This is a genomic window from Colwellia psychrerythraea 34H, from assembly GCF_000012325.1.
Classification (GTDB): domain Bacteria; phylum Pseudomonadota; class Gammaproteobacteria; order Enterobacterales; family Alteromonadaceae; genus Colwellia; species Colwellia psychrerythraea_A.
Genome location: NC_003910.7, coordinates 193,572 through 215,207, shown reverse-complemented (window position 1 = coordinate 215,207; position 21,636 = coordinate 193,572). Strand labels below are relative to the sequence as shown.

Below are 21,636 nucleotides of genomic sequence, written 5' to 3'. Positions count from 1 at the left end.
GTTGCTTAAACGGAAGTTTCGAGTATGCATAAAATAATTGTGTTCATTTCTCTGGTTCTATTTAGCTTTCCAATATTAGCGACTGATGGAAATGCTTTAATTGTTAATATTAAAAATGCCATTAAATATATGGAAAGTCCTTCTAACTATGGTTCCACTTCAAATTTCGTAGATTCAGTGCACTTAATTGGTAAAGTTAAGGGTGTATTATCTACAGTCAAATTCAGCAAAGCCGCATTAAATAGCTCTCTTTTCTGTCCACCCGATATGATTGACGTTACTCAGTCTCTTCGAGTTATATTAAAATTTGCTGAAGACACTCCTGGAATGTTACATTTCTCAGAAGATGATCTAATTATTATTGCATTATCAAAGGCTTGGCCTTGTGCTAATAACGTATAACAAGCCATTCAAGCAAGACTTTACCGTTGTTTAGGTTCCGCTTCGCTTCACATTATAACCAACAATTACTTAGTCTGTTATTTGGGCGTTGGTATTATCACAGAGGGTCACTTGTGACTATTTTATACTTCTTCACATTATTAATGGCTGTACCATTCTTGATTTTTCCTTTTTTGAAAGAAAAACATGGTGCGTTTATGTGGATTGGAACTATTTTAGGCGCTAATATTTTATTTGCTGTGGGTACATTCAAAAGTTGTGTTAGTGGTTGGATTTCATCGAGTATCGGATCTCGCGGGGCTTGCTCCCATCATGGTGGCGTGACCTCTAATATGAATGATATTGGTTATATTATTTTGGCACTTAGTTTACTTTTTCTTCTTGTTAAATTCGTTATTTATCAAAATAAAAACACATCTGATGAAACAATTAATATTAAGGAAATTACCTCTGTTAATGAGGTCAAAGAATTTCCTGATATACCTCATCAACAAACAAAGTTTCAGGGGTATGATAAATATATTTCAGTTTGGCACAACAGTGGATTGTCAATTGAAGACATCGTAGTTCATTTACGATCGAAAAATGTGTTTGTTTCCAGTCAGGATGTTCGGGAATATATTGAGCATAAACACAGCTAATAAGGCGTTATCCATACAAAATATAATCTCAATTCACACTACAGGTTAAATGTTAATGTCCGCTCTAAGCTCATTGAGGTCGGTGGTAATTCACCTCTGGATAGTAATTATTGCCTCAGTATCATTAGTTGCTTAATCTATAGAGGAGATTCTAGTTAGATTTTATAATGATTATTGGATTTATGTTAATTAATCTTATCAAATGATTTTTTTCAAAATCTCTAATGAACTAATAAAGCAGAGGTCTGACTTTGATTTATCAAGACTATTCTTAAGCTCTACACCTGGATGTATAAAATTCCTATAAACCCGTGAAAGATTACTAAGTAGAAAGAAATCGTTTCCAAAAATACGTTTTTCTTCAATAAAAGAAATCAAATCAAACAATACACAATCATACAATTTCTTTTTTTTAGGTTTAGCGCTGTCTTTACATGTATATTCAACAGCCTTAATTCGTTTTTTTTCACAGTAATATGTGAGTAACAATTCAACAAAAGAGCCTGACAATACAACTACAGCTTTTCTATTTCCAACTAAATGATTGAAAATCAGTTCATTAAAGTCACGCATAACCAGTGGTTTGAATTTTTTATTTATTTTGGAAATTTTGTGTTTTATTGAAAAATAATCCAATTCATCTAACTTGAATATTGTTATATTACCAATACCTTCAGTCCATTCTTTAGGTAATTCTGATTCAACAGTCATCCTTTTTAATTTCACAATTTCAGGCTCTAAATATGGATTCACCTGATAATACGGTATACCGTACTCATCTATTTCTTCTGTTAGAGCAATATAATTTTTGATAAGCCAATCATTTTTTAGCTCTAAAGATTTCACTAAATTAGTCCTTAATAAATCAGGAAACATCTCGTCTTGAATTGATAAAATCCCATCATTAAAGGAATTTTCTTTTTTACTTCTGTCTATAAAATTAAGCAGTGTCTCCATAGAGAAAAAAGTTTCTGATTTTAATAACCCTACAGCCCCGACAAAACTTTTATCTATAGCCTCATTCTTATAAGTCAGGAGTGATTTAGCTTTTTGTTTATCTAATGCATTTTGAAGATTACTTTGCAGCTTTTCATCATCTACATTAATCATTAATGCTTTTTGAAACATAGCTACAGCATCAGAATTTTTACCTTCATTCTCTAACAGTAAGGCTAAGTTATTATGTGTTGATGTACATTCCCCGTTTATCTTAATATTACACTCATAAGCATATTTTGATTCTTTTGGTCTTCCTAATTCATTAAAGGCATATCCAACATGAAACCAAATATCAGCCTTATCAATTTGCTTTTCTGTAAAAATATTTTTTATTTCAATGATTTTTTTATGTTTTTTTTCTTCAAATAATATAGTTACAATTGTTGGTAAATATTCTATATATTCCTTTCTGAATGAGTAATCGTCTTCCAAATAATCAACTATTTCATTTATTAAAGTGTTAACACTCTTCCCTTCTTCCTGTAAATGACTAAGTAAGTAATCATATCTTGCAGCCAGTTTATTGAAAATAAAATCATAACTATGTTGACTAAAGTAATTTATAGCGCTTTTTAAACACTTGATATATTTGGTATCTTCAGATGAAAACTCATATAACGAGGCTTTGATCAACTCTATCTTTCCTAAAATATCGGTATCTCTTTGTTGTTTTTTGAAAAGGTTTAAACGATTAATTAAATGCTTTTCGTCAATTGGAAAGTCAAAACTAAAATAATTTGATCCGTAATAAAGCGGCATTTCACCATACCACTCTTCTATGGTTAGCTGGCTAGTCACTTCCATTTCTTCAAGTATATTTTTTAAATCTGCAAAAGATGTTTCTGCGCTACTGGCTAATATACCAAAAAGTCCAAACCAAAAATTACAGCTATTCTTTTCCTTGTGGAAAGCATTGATATAATATTCGTTAGCTAAATTGGGGTTTCCTTCATTTACGTGTGTATTACCTATCATGACTTGCACAGCAAACTCTAACCCACTACCTTCTCTTAATTTTTCAGCTAAATAAAAATGTTCTCTGGAACATTTGTATTGGCTTTTCTCTAAATATAACTCTCCTAGTTCAAACAATATATGAAATGACTTTATATTTTCCTTAGCATCTAAAAGTAATGATTCTCTTTCCGATATGTTTCCATTTTTCTTATAGATGGCTGATAGTTTTATATAAAATGATGTCTTTGTAGGGAATTTTTTTAACCCTTTTTGAAATAATTGGATTAACTTGAATTTATTACGATAGATTTGACTTAGTTCAGTAATATTTGATTCGTTAAAATTTTCATAAGTCAATGCGCTTTCAAATGCATTACGGGCTAATTCTATATCATAAATAGAATTGAGGTTTTCCATGTTAGAAAATGTATTTTTTGAATAATTCAATCCAATAACGTAATAGATATATCCCCCTAATTTCCTTTCAGAATCTTTTTTAAGGGCTAGTTTTAATTCAATTATTGATTTATCAAATCTTTTTTCTTCGAAGTAGATAATTCCTAGCAAATAGTGAGGGTTAGCTTCATCTGAAAAGCTTTTTTTCATTTGATTACACTGTGTTTTTGCAGATTCAAAATCGTTTTTATTGAACGCTTCCCAAAAAAGGGAAACCTTTGATTTAAATTCTTTAGAAATTGTTTCCATACCCTAAATTCTCTAGTTAGTTCAAAATTATAAATAAACGGATAATTGCAGTTAACATTCCAATAAAAAATCATTTGAAATATAAGGAATGGTTTCAGCTCTAACTCATGATATTTTAAAATATCACATTGAAATACAAATACGTATCTTCTCCAACATAAAAATACTAAACATTAGAAAATATAGTTGTAAATTATTTATAGGAGGATTCATTTATCGTCTAAACGGAGATAATGATGCAGCTACATGAACAACCGATGTGGTGGCGGAGCGGACTATTTATTGTGATAGACCTGTGCGGAAATTAGGTCGGCTTTGTGCGCATTCCTGACATTAGACTAAGATTTTTTGCCATATATTTTCTAATGAATAATTCCTGTCATGTTACTGAGAAGTCTTAGTAACACAGCTAAATCTGTACAATAATCACATAACCACTTGAAATTATAGCAATTAATTGATTATTCGTTAGCTTGTTTCTGAGACCTCTTAGTAACATCCAACGATTTATAAAAAAATTAATATTTACGGTTTCTAATATATTGATATTATGGGATATTAATATCAATTATTTAATATTTATGGTGCGGACATTACTAAGACGTATCCATAATAAGCTGTTATGCGGCCTCGAGATATGATTAAGAAATTATTTACAGTGGATCTTTACATTAAGGTCAGAAAAAATAGATTCGAAGCCAAGAACTTGTCCTCTAGTGGTAGTTGGGAAACTATTCAATCGGAGCATCCGTTTACAACCGAAAGGTTGTTGGTAGGCACCTTCTCGGCTGCTGAGTCAGCTTTAACTAAATTGATCAAAAGCGTTACTCCAAGAAGTTTCTTTAAAAAAAGTCCTCAAATAATAATTCAGCCAATGGAGTTACTTGACGGTGGCTTATCTGAAGTTGAGGAGCGCATATTTAAAGAACTCGCACTTGGTTCAGGCGCCTTTAAAGTTATATTGCATACGGGTTCAGAGCTAACTGATAGTGAGGCCATGCAATTAATACGCAGCGCAAGCATGTCAACAGGACAATTTTAGCCAACTAAATGTTGCCCATTAACAGGGCTATATCTACAAGGAAAGTTATGCACAATACTAAAGAATGCATCATGTGTTTCAGCGAAATAGATGAACGCGCCAAAAAATGCCCTAAATGCACCTCATTGCAAGCTAAATTCTCTAATCTCGAAAATAATCCAATATTAGTTAGCATACTAGGGCTATTCATTGCAGGAATATTTGCCTTTATGTTATATCAGAACTTTTATGTAAGAGCGCTCGAAGAAAAAGCGATTCAAAATTTAAAGGTTACTGTTACTGAGATAAGCACAAAAGATGAAAGTGATGGGCTCTATGTAGCTTGTATCGGTCAAATTCAGAATGAAACAGACTTTAAGTTTAAAGAAATAAAATTCCAAGTTGATTTCTTCACGGAAAAAAATGAATTAGCCGACACGTTTTCTATTACTGATGAAGATATAGATATACTTTCTAATTCTTCTACTAATTTTAGGGTTAGAGGAGTCGCGCACAAAGAAGCTACTGAATATAACCGCTGTGAAGTAAAAATCGCTGATGCTTGGTCGCATACGTAGCACTTTAAGGCGTTCAAACGGATAAAAAAAATTGGCTGTTTCACTCCTGTCATAATTTTATCCAACAATTTTTGCCGATTAACGTGGCGTTGAGGCTGTTGAATTTCTCCAAAGTGGAGAATGACGGATGAAATTTATGTTCATAGAGCCTATAAAAGTCATTTTCTAGTAGGATATTGCCTCAGATTTCACGTAGCAACGCATTTTGAGGCTTAATTTTTAATAATTTTTGAGACTGTTTTTCTAAAAGAGAAATTCTACAGGCTCGTTATAGGTTCCTATGAATTACGAACAAGCATTTAAAAAAGCAAAAAGACGACAAATCATTTGGATTCTTATTTATTGTCCTATTGTTGTCGTGATTTACGTGCTTAGCGTGGAGTTTGGTGCTATTTATCATAATGTGTATGTGTGGCTTATTCTTCTTGTGGCAGTATTAACTGTTTTTTCAATGAGATATGGCATAAAAAAAATAGCGGAAGGAGTTAAGTGCGATTCATGCGGTTGTAATATTTACAATAATTACCTCAGTTGTAAGAATGATGGGATAAAATTAAATTTCTGTCCTAGCTGTGGTTTAAAACTATAACAAAAAAATTAATGCTACGCTTAACATCGCCCGAATTATTTAAACGTTGGTATACAGGTGGATATGGAAAGTATATTTGAGATCGCTTTTGGACTTGCATTTTTACTACTGAACTTAAATTTAATAATTGCTGTTCTATCTAAACGTATATTTTTATTTGGTCGTAATTATAAAACCAATAAGAACATGTCATTTTTCAGCTAAAGATGGAATATGGTAAATCTTACTCGTTCGGGCATTGGTTTCAAAAAGGTGAAAGTGGTTATACAACAGCCGTGATTGGTAACATTGTCATATATTGTGGTTTTTTATTTGTGTTACTTTAGAGTTGTATATAACAAATAAGAACTTCAAACGGAAAAAATACAGTTGACTGTTGTCACTCCGGTCAACATTTTAGCCCGCTATTATTTACCTCTTAACGTGGCGTTGGTACAAAATCTAATCCGAAGCATTGATTGACACTCATTAGCTAATGTCAGCAAAGTGGCAAAAGTGACGGTTAAAGAAAATCCCTCAAACGTCGTAGTTTTTTAGCACCAATAAATATTGGTGCTAATGTTCCCTTGGTGCGCATTGGAGACATTAACTTTAAATATTTTTCCATATATTTTCTAAGGAATAATTTGTGTCATATTACTGAGACTTCTCAGTAATATTCAAGTTACGATAAAAACATAATATTTATCGTTTCTAAATCTTTGAAATTATGGGATATTAAGACGAATTAATTAAAGCTTATGGGATGGACATTACTGAGAAGTCTCCATAATAAGCTTTAGGCGACAGGAGGGTCTTGAGTATATGACAGCACAATTACCTAAAATTCAGTTTAAAGCTAAAGGCTCAGTAACAGAGCCAGAAGAGTTTTCTAAAGATTATCTGCTCTACCGAAGAAATATATTAATTAGTTTTTCGTTGTCATTTCTCCTATTTATGTCTGTTTCTTTAAAACCTGTGATTATGGGTATTTCTATTTCTCCTAAAGTAATGTGGTTGTGTTTAGGTATTGGGCACATATATCAATTTATAATGTGGCGCCTTACTTCTTCAATCGAGCAAGATAGCGACAAACGTTTTTTTAATTTTCGGGGTATATTTAGGCAAGCTATTGGGGCTGGTACAAAGCGATTCCCAAGTAAAACAAAAGCACAGATGTGGTTTTTACGCGCTCTCCCTATTTGGGCTTTCATCTTTGGTATATTGTTTATTTCTATTGGGTTTATCCAAACAATAAAATAGCGAAAGTATCGCCTAACAAGGCAATTAAACGGAAAAAGTACAGTTGGCTTTTTTTCGTGCCTCAAAAAATTATAGCCAACTATATTTTCCGCTTATTGCGGCGTTATATACCAAAGGAAATGTGCATCACATGAAAGCATCGGATGTCCTCAAAGAAATAAGACAAGCGCTCAAACAAACCAAAGTTCAGGGGCATGCAACAGTTTCTATAGATGCTATGGAAAACTATCTGATGTTGTTTGATAAGGACGTAGAAAACGATACTTATTATAAATCACAAAACCATGAAGCACAGCTTGCTAAATTTAAAGCTGAAAATGACCGTAGTATTGCACACGCAAATAACGAAACAGCCCATTCCCTTGAAATGTTCAAATCGGTAATTACAGCCGGTCAATCTGCTCTTAAATCAAGTATGGTTGTTAATGGTGGCGCTGCCGCAGCGCTTCTCGCTTTTACAGGTAAAATTTGGGAAACCTCAACCTCCGAATTAGTTGCAAACAGTCTGACTAGCTCAATTTTTATTTTTTGTTTAGGTGTTCTTTGCGCAGCTTTAGCTACAGGTACAACTTATTTATCACAGATGTCATTTGCTAATGGTTGGTTGAAACTTGGTCACTCCATTAATACATTCAATATTGCTGTTGTGTTATCGTCCTATGGATTATTTTGCTTTGGGGCGTTTAAAGCAGCAAATTCATTGGGTGTGCATTTTGGCTTATAAGCAATTAAAGCGGGACAAAATACAGTTTGCTGCGTTCCGCTTCGCTTCACAATTTTAGCAAACTATATTATTGCCCCTTAATGTGGGCGTTAGCTGTACAAGGAGGTTTATGTGAAATCTGATAGTAAGAATGAAAGAACGTTATTACCATTTGTTGTTTTAACTGGTGTTGTTGTCGCCCCAATTATTTTTATCGCTGGTATCATTTTTGGTACAGAATTAAATGCTTCAATTGTTTTAACTTCTGATTCATTGTCTTCATGGGTAGCAGCAATTGCTACTGTTTCAATTGCGGTATTAACTTTTATCCTAGCTAAAGAAACTTGGCATTTGAGAAATGCTCAAATAGAGCAACTAAATGAAATTAAAAAAGAGTCAATGAGGCCAAATGTTGTCGTAAATGTTCAGCCATCTATGGTAAGTATCTCATTTTGGGATGTTGTTATACAAAACTTAGGCAAAGGGATTGCTCAAAATGTTAATTTTGAGTTTAAAAATATTGATGGAACAGTTGCAACGGATGAAAATAATCACCTAATAACAATCTTTAGTAAGTTATCACTTTTTGAAAATGGATGTTCTTCCTTAGGTCTTGGACAATCAATTAAAAGTTTTTTGTTTGGGTTCGGCGATCTTAAACGTGATGTTGGTGATGCTGATTTATTTGAACAAAAAATACGACTTATTATAAAATTTGAAGATGCTGAGGGAAATCCTTACATAAACTCATTAGATATTGATTTTAATGACTATAAAGGTGTTTCTACTCTTGGTGGAGCAACAGATCCAACATACTCAATATTTAAAGAGTTAGAAAATATTCGTAAGCTTTTCGAACCTGTATTTAAAACAGGATTCAAAAGGCTAAAGATTGATTCATTTAATTCCAAAGATAGAGAGCAAGAAGTTGAAAACCGAAGGCTTCAAGAACAAGAGTTTTTAAAACAGCAAGAAAAGTTGCAAAGTACAGCTAACAAGTAATTAAACTAGGACAAAAAACAGTTGGCTTTTGCTCCTTCGTCGCTTATTTTAACCAACTATTTTTTGCCTGTTAATTAGGCGTTATCGATACAAAATCTAATCTAAACGCATCAATTCAAGTTCCCGCATAATGTCGGCTTTGTGGCAGAGCGCGACTTTTAAAGCAGACGATTTACTCGATATTTATTTTTTGAGGTGTAAGGGTCACTAGTTGTTCGATAGTGCAATTGATATCCTTGCCTCGAATGTACCTCTCCTCTTGCTTCTTGGTGCAGATAGTAGCCATTTCCTGTAATACACCTTTAAACTTCTCCCTGTACTTTTGCTCTTGCTTCTCGTCATCCCAAGACAATAGTATAGTTAAAGGAATAGTTAGTAGAATGAGGGGGACTGCTACACCTTTTCTAATTTTGATTGCGCTTTTGGTTGTACCCATAAATTACCTCCTTGTTATTAGTCCAATCATTAGACTAGATTAACTAACCTAAAAAAGACAGATACCTACCTATTAAGGCAGAGCGTATGTGTAGTGATGTAATGGCAAAATAGGTCTATTTCGATGTCGTTTTTATCTTCATAAATTAGTCCACAAATAGGTACGGACGCGACCTTTCTAACAGACGATTACTCGATCTTTATTTGTTGAGGTTTAAGGAATATTTTGTGGCAGAAGTGTGCATTAGCAGTGTTCAATCTATTCAAAAGACAGTTCCAAACAGCTAAAAATCAGTAAACTCACATGTTGTCGATATACTCCTTTAACAGTGCTGCGCACAGTATTCAACTCAAATAAGTAATAAATATAGCGTTATCTCCCCGACATTTTCAGAGACGTATAATACATGAGGAAACATATGGAATCCCTTGTAATATGGGCCTTTAAGACGTTTACAAAAAAGATAACAATCCCATATCACCTAAAAAACCCCGACACTGCCTTGTATTTATCCTAGTGGAGTGTGACAGCTTGTTGGACAATAAAAATCAGTAAACTCACATGTTGTCGATATACTCCCTTAACAGTGCTGCGCACAGTATTCAACTCAAATAAGTAATAAATATAGCGTTATCTCCCCGACATTTTCAGAGACGTATAATACATGAGGAAACATATGGAATCCCTTGTAATATGGGCCTTTAAGACGTTTACAAAAAAGATAACAATCCCATATCACCTAAAAAACCCCGACACTGCCTTGTATTTATCCTAGTGGAGTGTGACAACTTGTTGGACAATAAAAATCAGTAAACTCACATGTTGTCGATATACTCCTTTAACAGTGCTGCGCACAGTATTCAACTCAAATAAGTAATAAATATAGCGTTATCTCCCCGACATTTTCAGAGACGTATAATACATGAGGAAACATATGGAATCCCTTGTAATATGGGCCTTTAAGACGTTTACAAAAAAGATAACAATCCCATATCACCTAAAAAACCCCGACACTGCCTTGTATTTATCCTAGTGGAGTGTGACAGCTTGTTGGACAATAAAAATCAGTAAACTCACATGTAAACTGGTCGTTTTTGTAGGATAAATCTCACTTTTTGTATATTTAAGAGATAGGGTCTGAATACAGATATTTGTTAGGCGCGGATTATCCGCGCAATTCAGGATGAGATCGAAACATAGCTATATCTCGATCTAACAAAACCAAACATAGCTATATCTCGATCTAACAAAACCTTAACAAAGCGGGCATTAACTTCAAATATTTTGCCCGATATTTACTAATGTTTACAATACAATTGATGTAAAATGAATGAGCGTGTACTGAATTTTATTTATAGGGAATTAATAATGGACGAAAGAGAAGGTTTTTTCTCATTACCAAAAAAAAATACATTTGAAATACTTCTGACTGTTGGGTTTTTCATTGGGGTAGTTGTTTGTATTTTTATTATTTCATCAGATGATCTGACAAGTAGAGAAAGTTCTATAGTCAGTTTATTTCTTACCTTTCTTTCAATAATTGCATCTTGGTTATTAGCAAATATATATGGTGATTCACAGCACATAAAAGCAATTGAAGAAGTTAAAGAGATGCACAATGAAAAGGTTAAGACATTTGCATTAAAAGCAGCTGAAAAAGTTAACAATCTGTCTCTTAATATAAATAAATTGTCGATTTATTTAGAATCTGAATTAGATGCCGAATATGATTTAGATACAGAATCATTAATCGGTAAGGAGAAAATAATTGAAAGTGCGATTCATAGCCTCACTATGTTAAAAAGTGTTAATGATACCTCTTTAAGTGATTGGCACGGAATCATCGATGAAGAAATCGAAGAGCGAAGAGAGGCTCAAGAAGAAAAGGAAGAGCGGTTAAATCAATTAACTTATAGGCTTGAGAGCTTAACACTTAAGAAAGACGAAGATAATAAAGATGATCGTTTAGAGCAACAAATAGAAACAATGAAAAAAGATATGCGCTTATTGATGGCTGGAGTATCTGGCGCGCACATATCTGTGGGAAAGCGCAAAAGAAGAGAAGAGATAATTAAAGAGTGTCCATCCTGTGAAAATAAATTGAAATTCTCACAAAGAAGCATGAAAAATAGTATTAAAACAATACATTGTAGTTCATGTGATAGTTTGATTTCTTCCAGTTTTGTGCCTGCAAAAGATGATTTTTTACTTACTTTAAAAGTAAAGCAAAAAAAAGAGACACATTGTTCCGATTGTGGAGAGAAAATTAGTTTCGAATTGGATACTGAAGTAAAAAGTAGGAGTGTTGTTAATTGTGGGAAATGTCACAAACAAGTCACTGCCATTAGGCTCGAAAATGGGGAAGTAAAATATACTGAAGGTAATGAATATATGTCTTCAACTTTAACTGAAAATGACATTGAAAATGTTAGTAAGGCTTTGCCCCTTCAACCTTGGCCACAGGGTATTCACAAAAAAGTGGCAACAGAGCTTAATATGAGTAATAGTGCGGTTCGTAGATCGATGAAAATATTGATATCAAGAGGAATAGTTAAAAATCAAGTTGATGGACAGTTATTCGACAATGTTGTTCAGGTGAAAAATTAGTGTCTACCTTATGTATACAAAAACTAATGTGAATCTATCTAATAGTTATAATTAAAATGTCAGACTATACTGTGGCAATTACGGAAGAAAAAGCGTTAATTGTCGAGAACAACAATTAACGCTAATAGAGCCCGTTTTGTACAGTATAGGTAAGTGGGTTATTAGTTAAAAGCGAGGTACAGCATCGATTTTCGGGTTATACGACATAAACATCACAAGACAAAAGATAAGTTTAGCAGGGCGCGGTAGAGGGCGGCGTTTTTTGGAGGGCACCTGCGCACGCAGGTTCATCCACAGAGTGTTTTGCTAGCATTAAAAACATCCCCGCTTCGCTGCATGCACTACGTGCATCTTAGAGCGGTATGCCTTGCGATAAACCTCATGTATAGACATCTCAGTTTGTTGCCGCTACGTGCTTTGTTAGGGGGTTAAGCAATCTAGTTAGGTAGCTGAAAGAGTACCCTTCTAAATCCTATTTTTGTCGTGACGGATATAGCCGCATCTATCGATTTAAAGACGCGAGGTTGGTTGTCAGACCGTTGGGCAGTAAGCACCACGTTCTGATTCTTGCTTGTCGTTAAAATAACCTCATATCCTTTTGTTCCAAAGGCTGGGGACACGACAGCGTGTTTGAGGCCACCTGCGTCAAACACATTTTTTAATTCCTTTACTTCCATAATTTATCTCTTTTCAAATATGTGTTTTGATCTATCAAATCTTGAATTTGATTTTGTTATCAAAATGGTGGTTTTGAACTATCAAATCTTAAATTTGATCTGCCCCTTCTTGTAGCAACATTTTTAACCTTGTTCTTCGACCCAAAGCACTTGGTGGTTTATTAATTGCTGTCAGTAATTTCTTTTTTGTACTCACTATGTGTAGCTCACATTCGGCACGAGTTATTGCAGTGTAGAGCCATGATCTATCTATATAACCCCCTGCCAAGGCGATGATGACAATTGGGAATTGAGACCCTTGCGCTTTGTGAACGGTCATACTGTATCCAAGCATAAGTGCTGGCATTATTTCTTCTTCTAGGCGAACTTCAATGTCATCATCATCCATTACCACAAGGCCAAAAGTGTCTTTTTTACATTCGACTGAGACTAATTTACCTAAGGAGCCGTTCGTCACATCGAGCGAAATGTTCTCTTTAAACAAAACAGAGTCACCTTGGCGTAGCCCCCCAAGTACAATCTTTATGAAATCGGAGTGTTTACCTTCTGCATAGCGTTCTCCATCAGGATTTACCTCGTCTTGGCAAAACTTATTCACTTCTTTTACCACGGCATTGGTAGAGCCAACAACCATGCTATCCAAGGGCGAAAGGGCAAACAAGCTTGCGCATTTGTCAGCTATAAAATCGCTCTCAACCTCATGAAAGTAGACTGCGCCACTTGACAATTTAGGTGGTACAGTCCCTTCTCGCACAAATTTAGAATATTCTGGGATTCCCGAGTTCCCTTTTTGTCGTTTGACAATATCAAGCTCTACGGTAGGGATAACCCCCGAATTAACCACGTCTGCCAAAACGTTTCCACCACCAATTGGAGGTAATTGATAATGGTCTCCAACTAATAAAATTCGCACGTTTGGGTGGATATTTGTGATGATGTTATACATTGTTGCAACATCCAACATGCTTGCTTCATCAATGACTACAAGGTATTTACCTTCTGCGTCTTCAATGACAGTTTGATGTATAAATTGGGCAATACTGGTTGCGCTTATTTGTCGCTCTCGCCTAGAACCATCGCTTGATTTATTGATGCAGTCGCGCATACGTTTAGCTGCGCGACAACTTAAAGCCATTGTTTTTATGTTGTGATTGGTCGTCGTTTTATCTGGGCATAAGCTGGCATCTGAGACATACCCAAGCGCCTCAAATGCAGTTAAAACGGCATGTAGAACGGTAGTTTTACCTGTGCCTGCGCCCCCAATGATTGCGCTGATACTGCTTTCAATAGCGGTAAATACCGCTTCTTTTTGCTTAGACAGCAATGGGAAAGGTGAAAGATCGAATGCTTTTTTACATGCCTCACTTTCTTCTTCACCAAAGGTCACTATTTGTGACTTCATGTTCAGCATGCGCAGCGCAATGACATTCTCCATTAAGTAGGTTGGAGTAAGCTGATACTGACCGTCAGGGTAGATAACATAAGCATCTTTCTGATGTGCCTGGAGCGCAGTAATAGCTAGCTCTTCCATCGTGAATAATGGCTTGGTGTATGACTTATCAATCGAAGCAAGTTGCTCTGTTTCTTGTAGAATTTCTGTCAATGCTTTCAGTAGTTTTTTGTATGGAACGGTTGTATGGCCTCCTGTTTCATAATCTCCTTTTACACATAATCGGATAGCTTCGCTCACAGCTGCAATCATTCTTCTAGGGTCTTCCGAGAGTATGTTTGGTTCAAACTTTCGGCGCACTAACTTATCAACGTCAAAAAATCCCATGGAAAAAGAGCTAGCTAGAATATACGGATTTTCTTCAATTATAGTGCGAGGGTCAATTGCGTATTTATAGCCGCTTTGGTGGATTCTTATTTCATTTGAAATCGGCTGGAATTCGAAAATCATCTTTTGAATTTTAATGGGGATTTCTTTAGACGTTAGCCATGTTGCGTATTTTAAATTTCTGTACTTTGAATAGCCATTAATTAGCGATTTCGCAATATTTGGGGTTACAACAGTTTCAAGGGTAGCAGCGCGTCTATGCTCCATGTGTTTAAGAGTTTCAAGCTTAAATTCAGTCCATAGCTTTTTAGCCCACTTTGCCCCCACTCCTTTGAATGCAGCTATTTCTTTAATGAATGCAATAAAAGCATCTTCTGTTTTAGGCAACACACAAACACATTGTTTTGCTCTTCTTATTTCGTGAAAAAGGTCTACTCCATGCTTTTTATAACTTGGTTTTTCTTCTGTGTATGCTTCTCCATTAATTTTCCAAACTTGCCCAATTTCTGGTTCAAATACAGCTTGTTCTGGTGTGGCTGTTATGAGGTAAAAGTCACGTTTACTGAGTTTTTGATGCGTATTGGGACAAACGGGCACTCCGCTGAAGCGCATTTTACCGCTATTGTAGGTAGCCAGGACTTTGGTTACCCTAATGGTTACATTTGGTATTGCGTTCATTATTTCATATCCCCCAAGCGGCGGTAGACTTCTGCAACCTCACTGAAGCGCCCATAGTCACCTTTAAGCGCTCTGTTCTCACTTTCAAGCTCAAGTATGCGTTGAGTTAGTTTCGCTGCTTCTTTATCGCTTATAGTTCCTACAGGAGTATCTTGGTTATTGCATTTGGGTTGTTTTTTTTGAGGGAGGACATCCTTTTTAGCGGGTAGAAATTTGGGGCGCAGCTTGTCTTCCAAGTTAGTCAACCGACCTTTAATGACGATATTCTTTGAAAATGGCTGAGAGTCTTTAAACCCTACTTCTATTGCTAATCTCTTTCTGAGTAAGCAGCCAGAGGCCTTATTCAGCAAAGCTTTAACCCGTGCCGCGACTTTTTCAGGGTTTAAGTCTATCTCTGTTTCAAACGCATCAGCCCAGTGCTTAAACTCAGCCTCATCCTTTCTAGCTTGCTGAGTTCCATTTAGTTTTTTATCAACCATTTTTATTCCTTTTTACTGAGGTTTTCAGTGCCAAACTGTTGCCTTGACTGTCGTAACCACATAATTTATTAATGATATCGATAAATCCAGGTGGAGTTATTGCCCGTTTTCCTTCCGAGCTGTCGACCAAGCATCCTCTTTCGTCAGGAGCCAAACCTAATTGCTCCAGATTGTCCTCGCTAAAGAATTCCGACAAAAGCTTAACCTCAAAGTCATCAAGAGCCTTGGTTACTAGCGTAGGAGCATTAAACTTGGGTCTCATATCAACTAGTTGTGCATGCTCTTTATCCCGTATTTTATGTGCCTGTAACGTCCTGGTTAGGCGTGCGTTCTCTTCGATCAAGTCTTTAACTAACCAGCGTGCGTTACTATCAGTAATTTTCACTACCCAATCGGGGAGGTTACTATTAGGCGCATTATTGAGCGCGGCTAGTTGCATGCCGTGATACTTCTCAAATGCGCTAATAACCGCTTTGTACTTCGCTCCCGTTTTATTACGTATCGCTTGAGCCGCAACCCCGCCCTGTTTCTTGAATAACTTGCCGATCATTGTCACTGAAAAATCACTGGAGCCGCGCTCTATTTGTGATTCACATATTCCAACAAGCACATCAATTTTTTGCGATATGGTCGATGATGCATCGGCCTTTACACTATTGATAACATCCTCTATTTTTTCGTTATACATTAATCACCTCAATTCGAACCTGTGCTTCGGGAGTCCAATGGTTCAAAGCTAAGGTAACTGGCTCCATTATTTCCTTTCCGGAAAGTCCTAAATCCTTCAGCGTTACGGTGCCATCCATCAACCTTTCTGCATCATCCCATGAGCCGTTGAGCCGATTCAACATGATGCTGGTTATTTGGTTGCCCACCTTAAGTTGATCTTCATCTGATAACAGGAAAATTTTAGGTGAAAATCCATTGTTCAATGCGAACATATCAAGCATTTTCGTGCGCTTAGGCAACGCTCGACTCGGGTTGGCACAAGCATAAATTTCAGCGTTCTGACAAATTTCTGTCATGTGAGCGAACTCAGAAACTTCATCTATCTTGACACCAAGCATAGGGTTGCCTTCTTGTAGGATTAATTGGTGGCCTTTATTCTCAGCGTTTTCTGACTGATTTTGAAGTAGTTTACTGCATCTATAGCCCATGATCGCAATTGTTGAAGCATCATAAGATAAAGCATCAAACTTTTCCTGTTCCTGCTGATGTAGCGTTAAAATATTATTTAACTTAGCCTCGTGTTCAAAGGGTAAATCATCTTTTCTTGAGCGATACTGCAAGTATTCAAGCTCTTCTCTCTCTTCACGAAATTTTTCCATACGCTTACCAGACTCTTTGGCTTCTAAACCCACTTCTGCGAGCATAGTCTTCAACCCACCAATATAACCAGGGCCAGTAATAAAAAACCGACAGACAAAGCAATTTGAGGGGCCAAGGTAGCCAGAGCGTACAGGGCCAAAGACATTCAAACCTGGTTTGACTTCATCCCCACCCTCATGACACTTTGAGCACGCAACAGGGCAAATCCCGAAGTCTTTAAACCCGAGTGCGGCGTAAGGCGCTTTATCATACATTGGTTTAACGGGCTGTCCGTTTGAATCGAAAAAGTCACTACTAGAAAGCTTGAGTTGTTTATTCTTGATCAGGCCAGCAATCCTTGCAGGAGCTGCCGTTAGTGCGGCTTGGTGTCCAGCACTGAGCATCTCATAATAATCTTGATTCGTGGTCACTGTGTAATAAATCGTCATTACTATTGAAGCGTGCCCAACAAGTGCGGCAACAATTGAGATGGGCAGTTTTGCATCAAGAATATAGGCGCTGATAAACGAAACACGCATGCCATGTGGCGTGAAATCACTCTTGTAATTATTCATTTGACAATCACTTTTTCCTTCTGGAAGATATGCCAACGGAATATCTTTATCCTGTATTTGGTATAACACCCAGGAAAAAGTATTGGACATAGCTTTATCTCGACCAATAGGTTGGCATTTATCTTCTGCGTGCAATGTGTCTGGGTCTCTGAATAAAAACGCCTGTGATTTCATTGCCTTCAGTATTTTATTATTCTTTTCGTTTATTAGTGCTACCGATTCCCAAGAGGTTAATTTATCGATGGGGTTATATTTTGATTGCCACTCTCGCAATCTAATCATCCATTTAATGAGGTGGATAGGCATATATGCCACTTCATAGCCTTTTCCATCCTTACTGGTTTTATTGGTTGTGATGTAAGAGCCGATAATATCCTCACGCCGAGTTTCTTCGATACCCTTGTCGTTGGTTACGGTTGTCTTCTTCGCATCCTTAAAGCGCCTCAAGAAACCCTGTCTTTCAGTGCGTTTATTGACGTCGTTGATAAGGTGATGGTCGTTTTTAACCCATACGACCTCGTCTTGTGCGTTTATAATCGGAATTTCCGTATCTGCTTCGCCAGAATCGAGCCAACAAATCTGCTGGCCTCTGAGCGGCATACTAAAGAGTACAAACAACGCAAGAGTTCTAACGGGTGACCACATTTGATATCTCATTTTCTTGCCATATCCGGAGTTGATCATCTTGGTTCGCCAAACGCAATTGAGATCATCCTTATCGATGATGGATTCATCGACGATGAACCAGTCACATTCCAGTTGCATCACATCTTGGAATGTTTTGGCGCTGTCAGGGACGAGAAATTTAGCCGCACGATCTATATAATTCATCGCTAACGGCCACTTTTCGGATTTATCCGGCCTGTCTATCTTAACTGGCTCAACAGTTGATATTATTCGAGACCATTTGTTAATAAACCCTGGCAATACCACGGATATCCCATCATCGTCTTCATCTTGGCAACATCTATGAAATGTGTCTTCAATGAAGTCCTTCAATATATTGATTCCAGTTATAGATTGTGCAAACTTAGGCTGCTTTTCCATAAAACTGGTTAAAAGTGGCGGTGCATGCTTCCTTGCGAAGAAAGCTGCTGGCTGTGTCGGTTGCTCCAAATCGACTAAGTATTCCATAACAAAATTAAAGAGTATCACCTTCTTTTTTCGGATGTTTTTACCCAAAAGTGCAAATTTAATAGCCATGTCAAACCACTGGGAGTAGTCGGGGTGTTCTTTTGTTGCTCGCTCAAAGTTAGTAAGTTTACTGATGATAGATTTGCCCGAAACATACCCTTTGATACCTATAGGTGTGGCGTTGTTTAAGTGCTGCTGGTCACTGGAAGCTTTTCTATACTCAGCCACCTCTTGGAACCCTTTTCGTTCGCAGTAGGCTTTGACTTGCGCCAAGTCATACACTTTAAGCGTCAATAGTTCTTCAAACGTTTCCAAATCGTATGTTTTTAGCGGGTCTTTCGGCAGCTTCACATGGTCTATTTCCGCATAGCCTTCTATATCGATTATTTCTAGCACCTTGAGCATCTTACTTGTGTCAATAGAGCCCAATTGCCTACCAAAGAAGCCTGACCACCCCCCGTTTTTATCCCATACATCTTGATAGCTCCGTTGAGGGTCTGATGGCAGTAGGGGGTCTTTTTTATATAACGCTTTGTACTCATGAGTGTTTGTTATGCCTAACTTTATAGCCGCAGCAGAAGCTTCTTCCCAAGTTTCGTGTTTTGGAGTAGGCACTGGATTCCCCAAAAAGCCAGCCCAACCACCTTTTTTATAGAAGTCGGGGTAGTGAACGGATGGGTCTGAGTGCAATTTAGGGTCTTTTTTATATCCGTTGAAGTAATGACCGGAGCGATTGAAACCCAAAGCAATGGCTGCTTTAGAGGCTTCTGCCCACGTTCTGTAGAATTTATCACCTGTACTTAAATAAGCAGACCATCCCCCTTTCTCTTTGAACTCAGGATAACTTCTTTGAGGGTTGGATGGTAATTTGGGATCGCTTTTATACTTTTCAAGGTAGTCTTTTTTATAAGCACAATCCAAAACGATGGTTGCTTTAGAGGCTTCTTCCCAAGTTATGTAGAATTTATCCCGATGGTTGCTCATTGAACTATCCTTTTGTTATTGTGCGTTTTTAAGGTTGGAAAGTAGGGCTGTTTCATGACTGCTTAGTGCGTTGGCATTAGACAACTTATCGTAAATTTCTTGATTACTTGCTTTACCGTACTCATTTTGCGAATAAATACTCTTATGGTGCATCAAGTCCATCCGAAGTACCTCTGGTACACTCATTCCTTCAAGACGCTTCTTAAATGCATGACGGTGGCAGTATTGGGAAGTGCCATTTGCACGAAATGCCTCTAACCCAATTGCTTTCACCGCTTCTTTATGAAAATCTTCAAAGCTTCGCATTGATAGCGGGTCGCCATTTCTATTTGTGAAGAGAAACGGGTGCGCCTCTGGAGCGTGTTTTGTGTCTTGCCCTCCTAGCTTCCTGACTTTTCGCTGGTGAATCATGTATTGCTTAAACAACTGGTAAAACAAAATTCCTTTTTCAGTGGGGGCAAAATAGACATAAAAAAACTTAGCTTTGCTGTCGGCTAAAGCTGGCTCTTTCCACCCCGCATGGTATGCCTTCCTAGAGTCGGAAAATCTATCATCTAAACCGTATTTTTTATTTAGATATTCAATCCTGGTAGCGCCTTTATTACCTGGTTGGTCGCGATAATACTCCGGTGCACGCCCTTGTATTGGGTGATATACCCTGATCACGACACGCTCTGATGGGTCTAGATGAATATCCTCGGCATAGAGATGAAAAGCTTCGCACGGACGTATGCCACCGTAATGTATTAGCATGGTGATTAGTAAGGGGGCTAGCTTATAACGCTCATGTACAGGAGATAGGTACGTGCTGCCTGGTTGTATAAAGCCATCCCAAAGTAACGCGTCGATATGCTCCTCAGAAAAATTGACAGACTGATCAACCTGAGGTGTTCTAAATTCTTTCCTGTTCCTCACATTTCGTGAGGTGTCTATATCATTATTCTTGTTTTTATCGAATAAATGACTTAAGAATACCGCGTTCTTTTTATGATGATAGGCAGCAAGATTAACCATTTTCTCAGCACCCGTCGCTGTTCTTATGGGGTTTAAAAGCGCCGATTCACCACCTGTTTCCTTGAAAAGGTGGTCACTAAATTTAGTAATATGTCCTTTCAGAGCGTTAGCATTTTCTACTGATAATGGCCTCCAACGAAGGCCTGTTTTGTCATCTCCATCTTTATTTATAGTTCCTGCATGCAGGCTATTGGTGAACTCTTCAAACATTTGCTGCTTAGTATCAAAGCACCCCTCATTTGCGTATGTGTACTCAATTAAAAGAATCATTGCCTGGATCGCTTTATCTTTCCAACTCTTGCTTTTGGTTCGGTGTTTCACGATATAGCAAAGGAAAGAACCTAAATACCCTTCACCTGGTACGTACACTGCTGGCAGCTCATAGGTCTTGTCAGTATTGTCGATACGAACAAGAACATTTACCTTGATGGGTTGTATTGAAATAGTCATATTTAGTAATAATAGTACATGTTATAGGGGTATATTAATAACGAAAGGGTAGAAGTCAATAGTGAAGTAGGTGGATTCTTAATATATAAAGGCAAAAAGTAACAAAAATGTTACTAATGAAGATTAAAATAGTATGAGGTTTTTACGGGTATAATATCTAAAAAAAGCACAGCAAATATTTCTCGAGTTTCTAAGCGCAACTCACTGAGTAAGTAATCACGTGTCGCTTGTGAAGAAGTTAATGAACAATCTATGTCTTTAATATTCTCTGCTAAATAACGTTTAGACATTTCTAAACAGGCTTGTAATTGCACATACTTTGCCATTCCGAGTCCATGCCTTGCACAGAAATCTTCTTGGCTTGCCGCAAATATTGCACCAAGACTACCGAAGCTCTTCAATAGTTGCCTAGCAAGATCAACCACATTGCAACCTCTAACTCCTGTGCGAAGAAATATAGCCAACAACTCAGCATCACTTAAGCTTGATGAACCTAAACTGACTAGTTTCTCTCGTGGCCTTTCCATTTCAGGCCAATTTTTTAAGGCGTTTTGATTTAAAGGCGATTCATTTAACGCTGATTCCTTGAACCTTGATTCTTTTAACATAAGTGCATCCTTGCTTTACATTTTTGTATTTATTCTCACTTGTAAATCTTGATTATTTAACAACTCTTAT

General features: G+C 36.9%; 16 protein-coding genes. 8 read left to right on the top strand and 8 right to left on the bottom strand.

Going from position 1 to position 21,636, the window contains the following annotated elements; genetic code table 11:
- Positions 1 to 24: 24 nt before the first annotated feature.
- Both CPS_RS00930 and CPS_RS00925 read left to right on the top strand, forming a co-directional pair.
- A complete protein-coding gene (locus tag CPS_RS00930) occupies positions 25 to 402 on the top strand; it encodes a Rap1a/Tai family immunity protein (RefSeq protein WP_011041077.1) in 378 nt (125 codons plus the stop codon).
- Positions 403 to 515: 113 nt separating this feature from the next.
- On the top strand, positions 516 to 1,043 hold the full coding sequence (locus CPS_RS00925) for a hypothetical protein (RefSeq protein WP_041736533.1): 528 nt from the start codon (positions 516 to 518) through the stop codon (positions 1,041 to 1,043).
- A 198-nt stretch (positions 1,044 to 1,241) separates the two neighbouring features.
- Here CPS_RS00925 and CPS_RS00920 read toward each other — a convergent pair whose 3' ends face one another.
- Entirely contained in the window at positions 1,242 to 3,704 is a 2,463-nt protein-coding gene (locus tag CPS_RS00920; RefSeq protein ID WP_011041074.1) for a tetratricopeptide repeat protein, read from the bottom strand.
- 637 nt (positions 3,705 to 4,341) lie between these two features.
- Here CPS_RS00920 and CPS_RS00915 point away from each other — a divergent pair.
- The 5 genes from CPS_RS00915 (at position 4,342) to CPS_RS00890 (ending at position 8,839) form a co-directional block, all read left to right on the top strand.
- Positions 4,342 to 4,746: a hypothetical protein gene (locus CPS_RS00915; protein ID WP_041737212.1), complete on the top strand. Its 405-nt coding sequence runs from the start codon at positions 4,342 to 4,344 to the stop codon at positions 4,744 to 4,746.
- A 47-nt stretch (positions 4,747 to 4,793) separates the two neighbouring features.
- Complete coding sequence (locus CPS_RS00910; RefSeq protein ID WP_011041072.1) at positions 4,794 to 5,303, top strand: hypothetical protein; 510 nt, start codon at positions 4,794 to 4,796, stop codon at positions 5,301 to 5,303.
- Between the two features lie 1,393 nt (positions 5,304 to 6,696).
- Positions 6,697 to 7,134, top strand: coding sequence for a hypothetical protein (locus CPS_RS00900; protein WP_011041069.1), 438 nt, complete (start codon positions 6,697 to 6,699; stop codon positions 7,132 to 7,134).
- 130 nt (positions 7,135 to 7,264) lie between these two features.
- Complete coding sequence (locus tag CPS_RS00895) at positions 7,265 to 7,858, top strand: hypothetical protein (RefSeq protein WP_011041068.1); 594 nt, start codon at positions 7,265 to 7,267, stop codon at positions 7,856 to 7,858.
- 111 nt (positions 7,859 to 7,969) lie between these two features.
- Positions 7,970 to 8,839 carry a hypothetical protein gene (locus CPS_RS00890; RefSeq protein ID WP_011041066.1) on the top strand — a complete coding sequence of 290 codons (870 nt, stop codon included), beginning with the start codon at positions 7,970 to 7,972 and terminating at the stop codon, positions 8,837 to 8,839.
- Positions 8,840 to 9,011: 172 nt separating this feature from the next.
- Here the strand turns inward: CPS_RS00890 and CPS_RS00885 are convergent, their stop codons facing one another.
- Positions 9,012 to 9,275: a hypothetical protein gene (locus CPS_RS00885; protein WP_041736532.1), complete on the bottom strand. Its 264-nt coding sequence runs from the start codon at positions 9,273 to 9,275 to the stop codon at positions 9,012 to 9,014.
- Between the two features lie 1,368 nt (positions 9,276 to 10,643).
- On the opposite strand from CPS_RS00885, the gene CPS_RS00880 reads away from it, so the two are divergent.
- On the top strand, positions 10,644 to 11,882 hold the full coding sequence (locus tag CPS_RS00880) for a hypothetical protein (RefSeq protein WP_011041065.1): 1,239 nt from the start codon (positions 10,644 to 10,646) through the stop codon (positions 11,880 to 11,882).
- Positions 11,883 to 12,647: 765 nt separating this feature from the next.
- Here the strand turns inward: CPS_RS00880 and CPS_RS00870 are convergent.
- From CPS_RS00870 to CPS_RS00845, 6 genes are all read right to left on the bottom strand, one after another.
- Positions 12,648 to 15,014 carry an ATP-dependent DNA helicase gene (locus CPS_RS00870; protein ID WP_011041063.1) on the bottom strand — a complete coding sequence of 789 codons (2,367 nt, stop codon included), beginning with the start codon at positions 15,012 to 15,014 and terminating at the stop codon, positions 12,648 to 12,650.
- Positions 15,014 to 15,493 carry a hypothetical protein gene (locus CPS_RS00865; protein WP_011041062.1) on the bottom strand — a complete coding sequence of 160 codons (480 nt, stop codon included), beginning with the start codon at positions 15,491 to 15,493 and terminating at the stop codon, positions 15,014 to 15,016. The genes CPS_RS00870 and CPS_RS00865 overlap by 1 nt, the downstream gene beginning before the upstream one ends.
- The gene (gene gmtX / locus CPS_RS22755) at positions 15,486 to 16,181 is read right to left on the bottom strand and encodes a gamma-mobile-trio protein GmtX (RefSeq protein ID WP_011041061.1); all 696 of its coding nucleotides are present in this window, start codon (positions 16,179 to 16,181) and stop codon (positions 15,486 to 15,488) included. Before gmtX ends, CPS_RS00865 begins: the two co-directional genes overlap by 8 nt.
- On the bottom strand, positions 16,174 to 19,494 hold the full coding sequence (locus CPS_RS00855; RefSeq protein ID WP_011041060.1) for a VPA1269 family protein: 3,321 nt from the start codon (positions 19,492 to 19,494) through the stop codon (positions 16,174 to 16,176). The genes gmtX and CPS_RS00855 overlap by 8 nt, the downstream gene beginning before the upstream one ends.
- Positions 19,495 to 19,509: 15 nt before the next feature.
- Entirely contained in the window at positions 19,510 to 20,958 is a 1,449-nt protein-coding gene (gmtY, locus tag CPS_RS00850; protein WP_011041059.1) for a gamma-mobile-trio recombinase GmtY, read from the bottom strand.
- Between the two features lie 113 nt (positions 20,959 to 21,071).
- Positions 21,072 to 21,566: a UPF0758 domain-containing protein gene (locus tag CPS_RS00845; protein ID WP_011041058.1), complete on the bottom strand. Its 495-nt coding sequence runs from the start codon at positions 21,564 to 21,566 to the stop codon at positions 21,072 to 21,074.
- Positions 21,567 to 21,636: the final 70 nt, after the last annotated feature.

Coding starts and splice junctions, on each gene's coding strand:
- CPS_RS00895 (WP_011041068.1), top strand. CDS start 7,265: ATGAAAGCATCGGATGTCCTCAAAGAAATAAGACAAGCGCTCAAACAA.
- CPS_RS00880 (WP_011041065.1), top strand. CDS start 10,644: ATGGACGAAAGAGAAGGTTTTTTCTCATTACCAAAAAAAAATACATTT.
- CPS_RS00915 (WP_041737212.1), top strand. CDS start 4,342: ATGATTAAGAAATTATTTACAGTGGATCTTTACATTAAGGTCAGAAAA.
- gmtY (WP_011041059.1), bottom strand. CDS start 20,958: ATGACTATTTCAATACAACCCATCAAGGTAAATGTTCTTGTTCGTATC.
- CPS_RS00930 (WP_011041077.1), top strand. CDS start 25: ATGCATAAAATAATTGTGTTCATTTCTCTGGTTCTATTTAGCTTTCCA.
- CPS_RS00845 (WP_011041058.1), bottom strand. CDS start 21,566: ATGTTAAAAGAATCAAGGTTCAAGGAATCAGCGTTAAATGAATCGCCT.
- gmtX (WP_011041061.1), bottom strand. CDS start 16,181: ATGTATAACGAAAAAATAGAGGATGTTATCAATAGTGTAAAGGCCGAT.
- CPS_RS00900 (WP_011041069.1), top strand. CDS start 6,697: ATGACAGCACAATTACCTAAAATTCAGTTTAAAGCTAAAGGCTCAGTA.
- CPS_RS00870 (WP_011041063.1), bottom strand. CDS start 15,014: ATGAACGCAATACCAAATGTAACCATTAGGGTAACCAAAGTCCTGGCT.
- CPS_RS00885 (WP_041736532.1), bottom strand. CDS start 9,275: ATGGGTACAACCAAAAGCGCAATCAAAATTAGAAAAGGTGTAGCAGTC.
- CPS_RS00920 (WP_011041074.1), bottom strand. CDS start 3,704: ATGGAAACAATTTCTAAAGAATTTAAATCAAAGGTTTCCCTTTTTTGG.
- CPS_RS00865 (WP_011041062.1), bottom strand. CDS start 15,493: ATGGTTGATAAAAAACTAAATGGAACTCAGCAAGCTAGAAAGGATGAG.
- CPS_RS00910 (WP_011041072.1), top strand. CDS start 4,794: ATGCACAATACTAAAGAATGCATCATGTGTTTCAGCGAAATAGATGAA.
- CPS_RS00855 (WP_011041060.1), bottom strand. CDS start 19,494: ATGAGCAACCATCGGGATAAATTCTACATAACTTGGGAAGAAGCCTCT.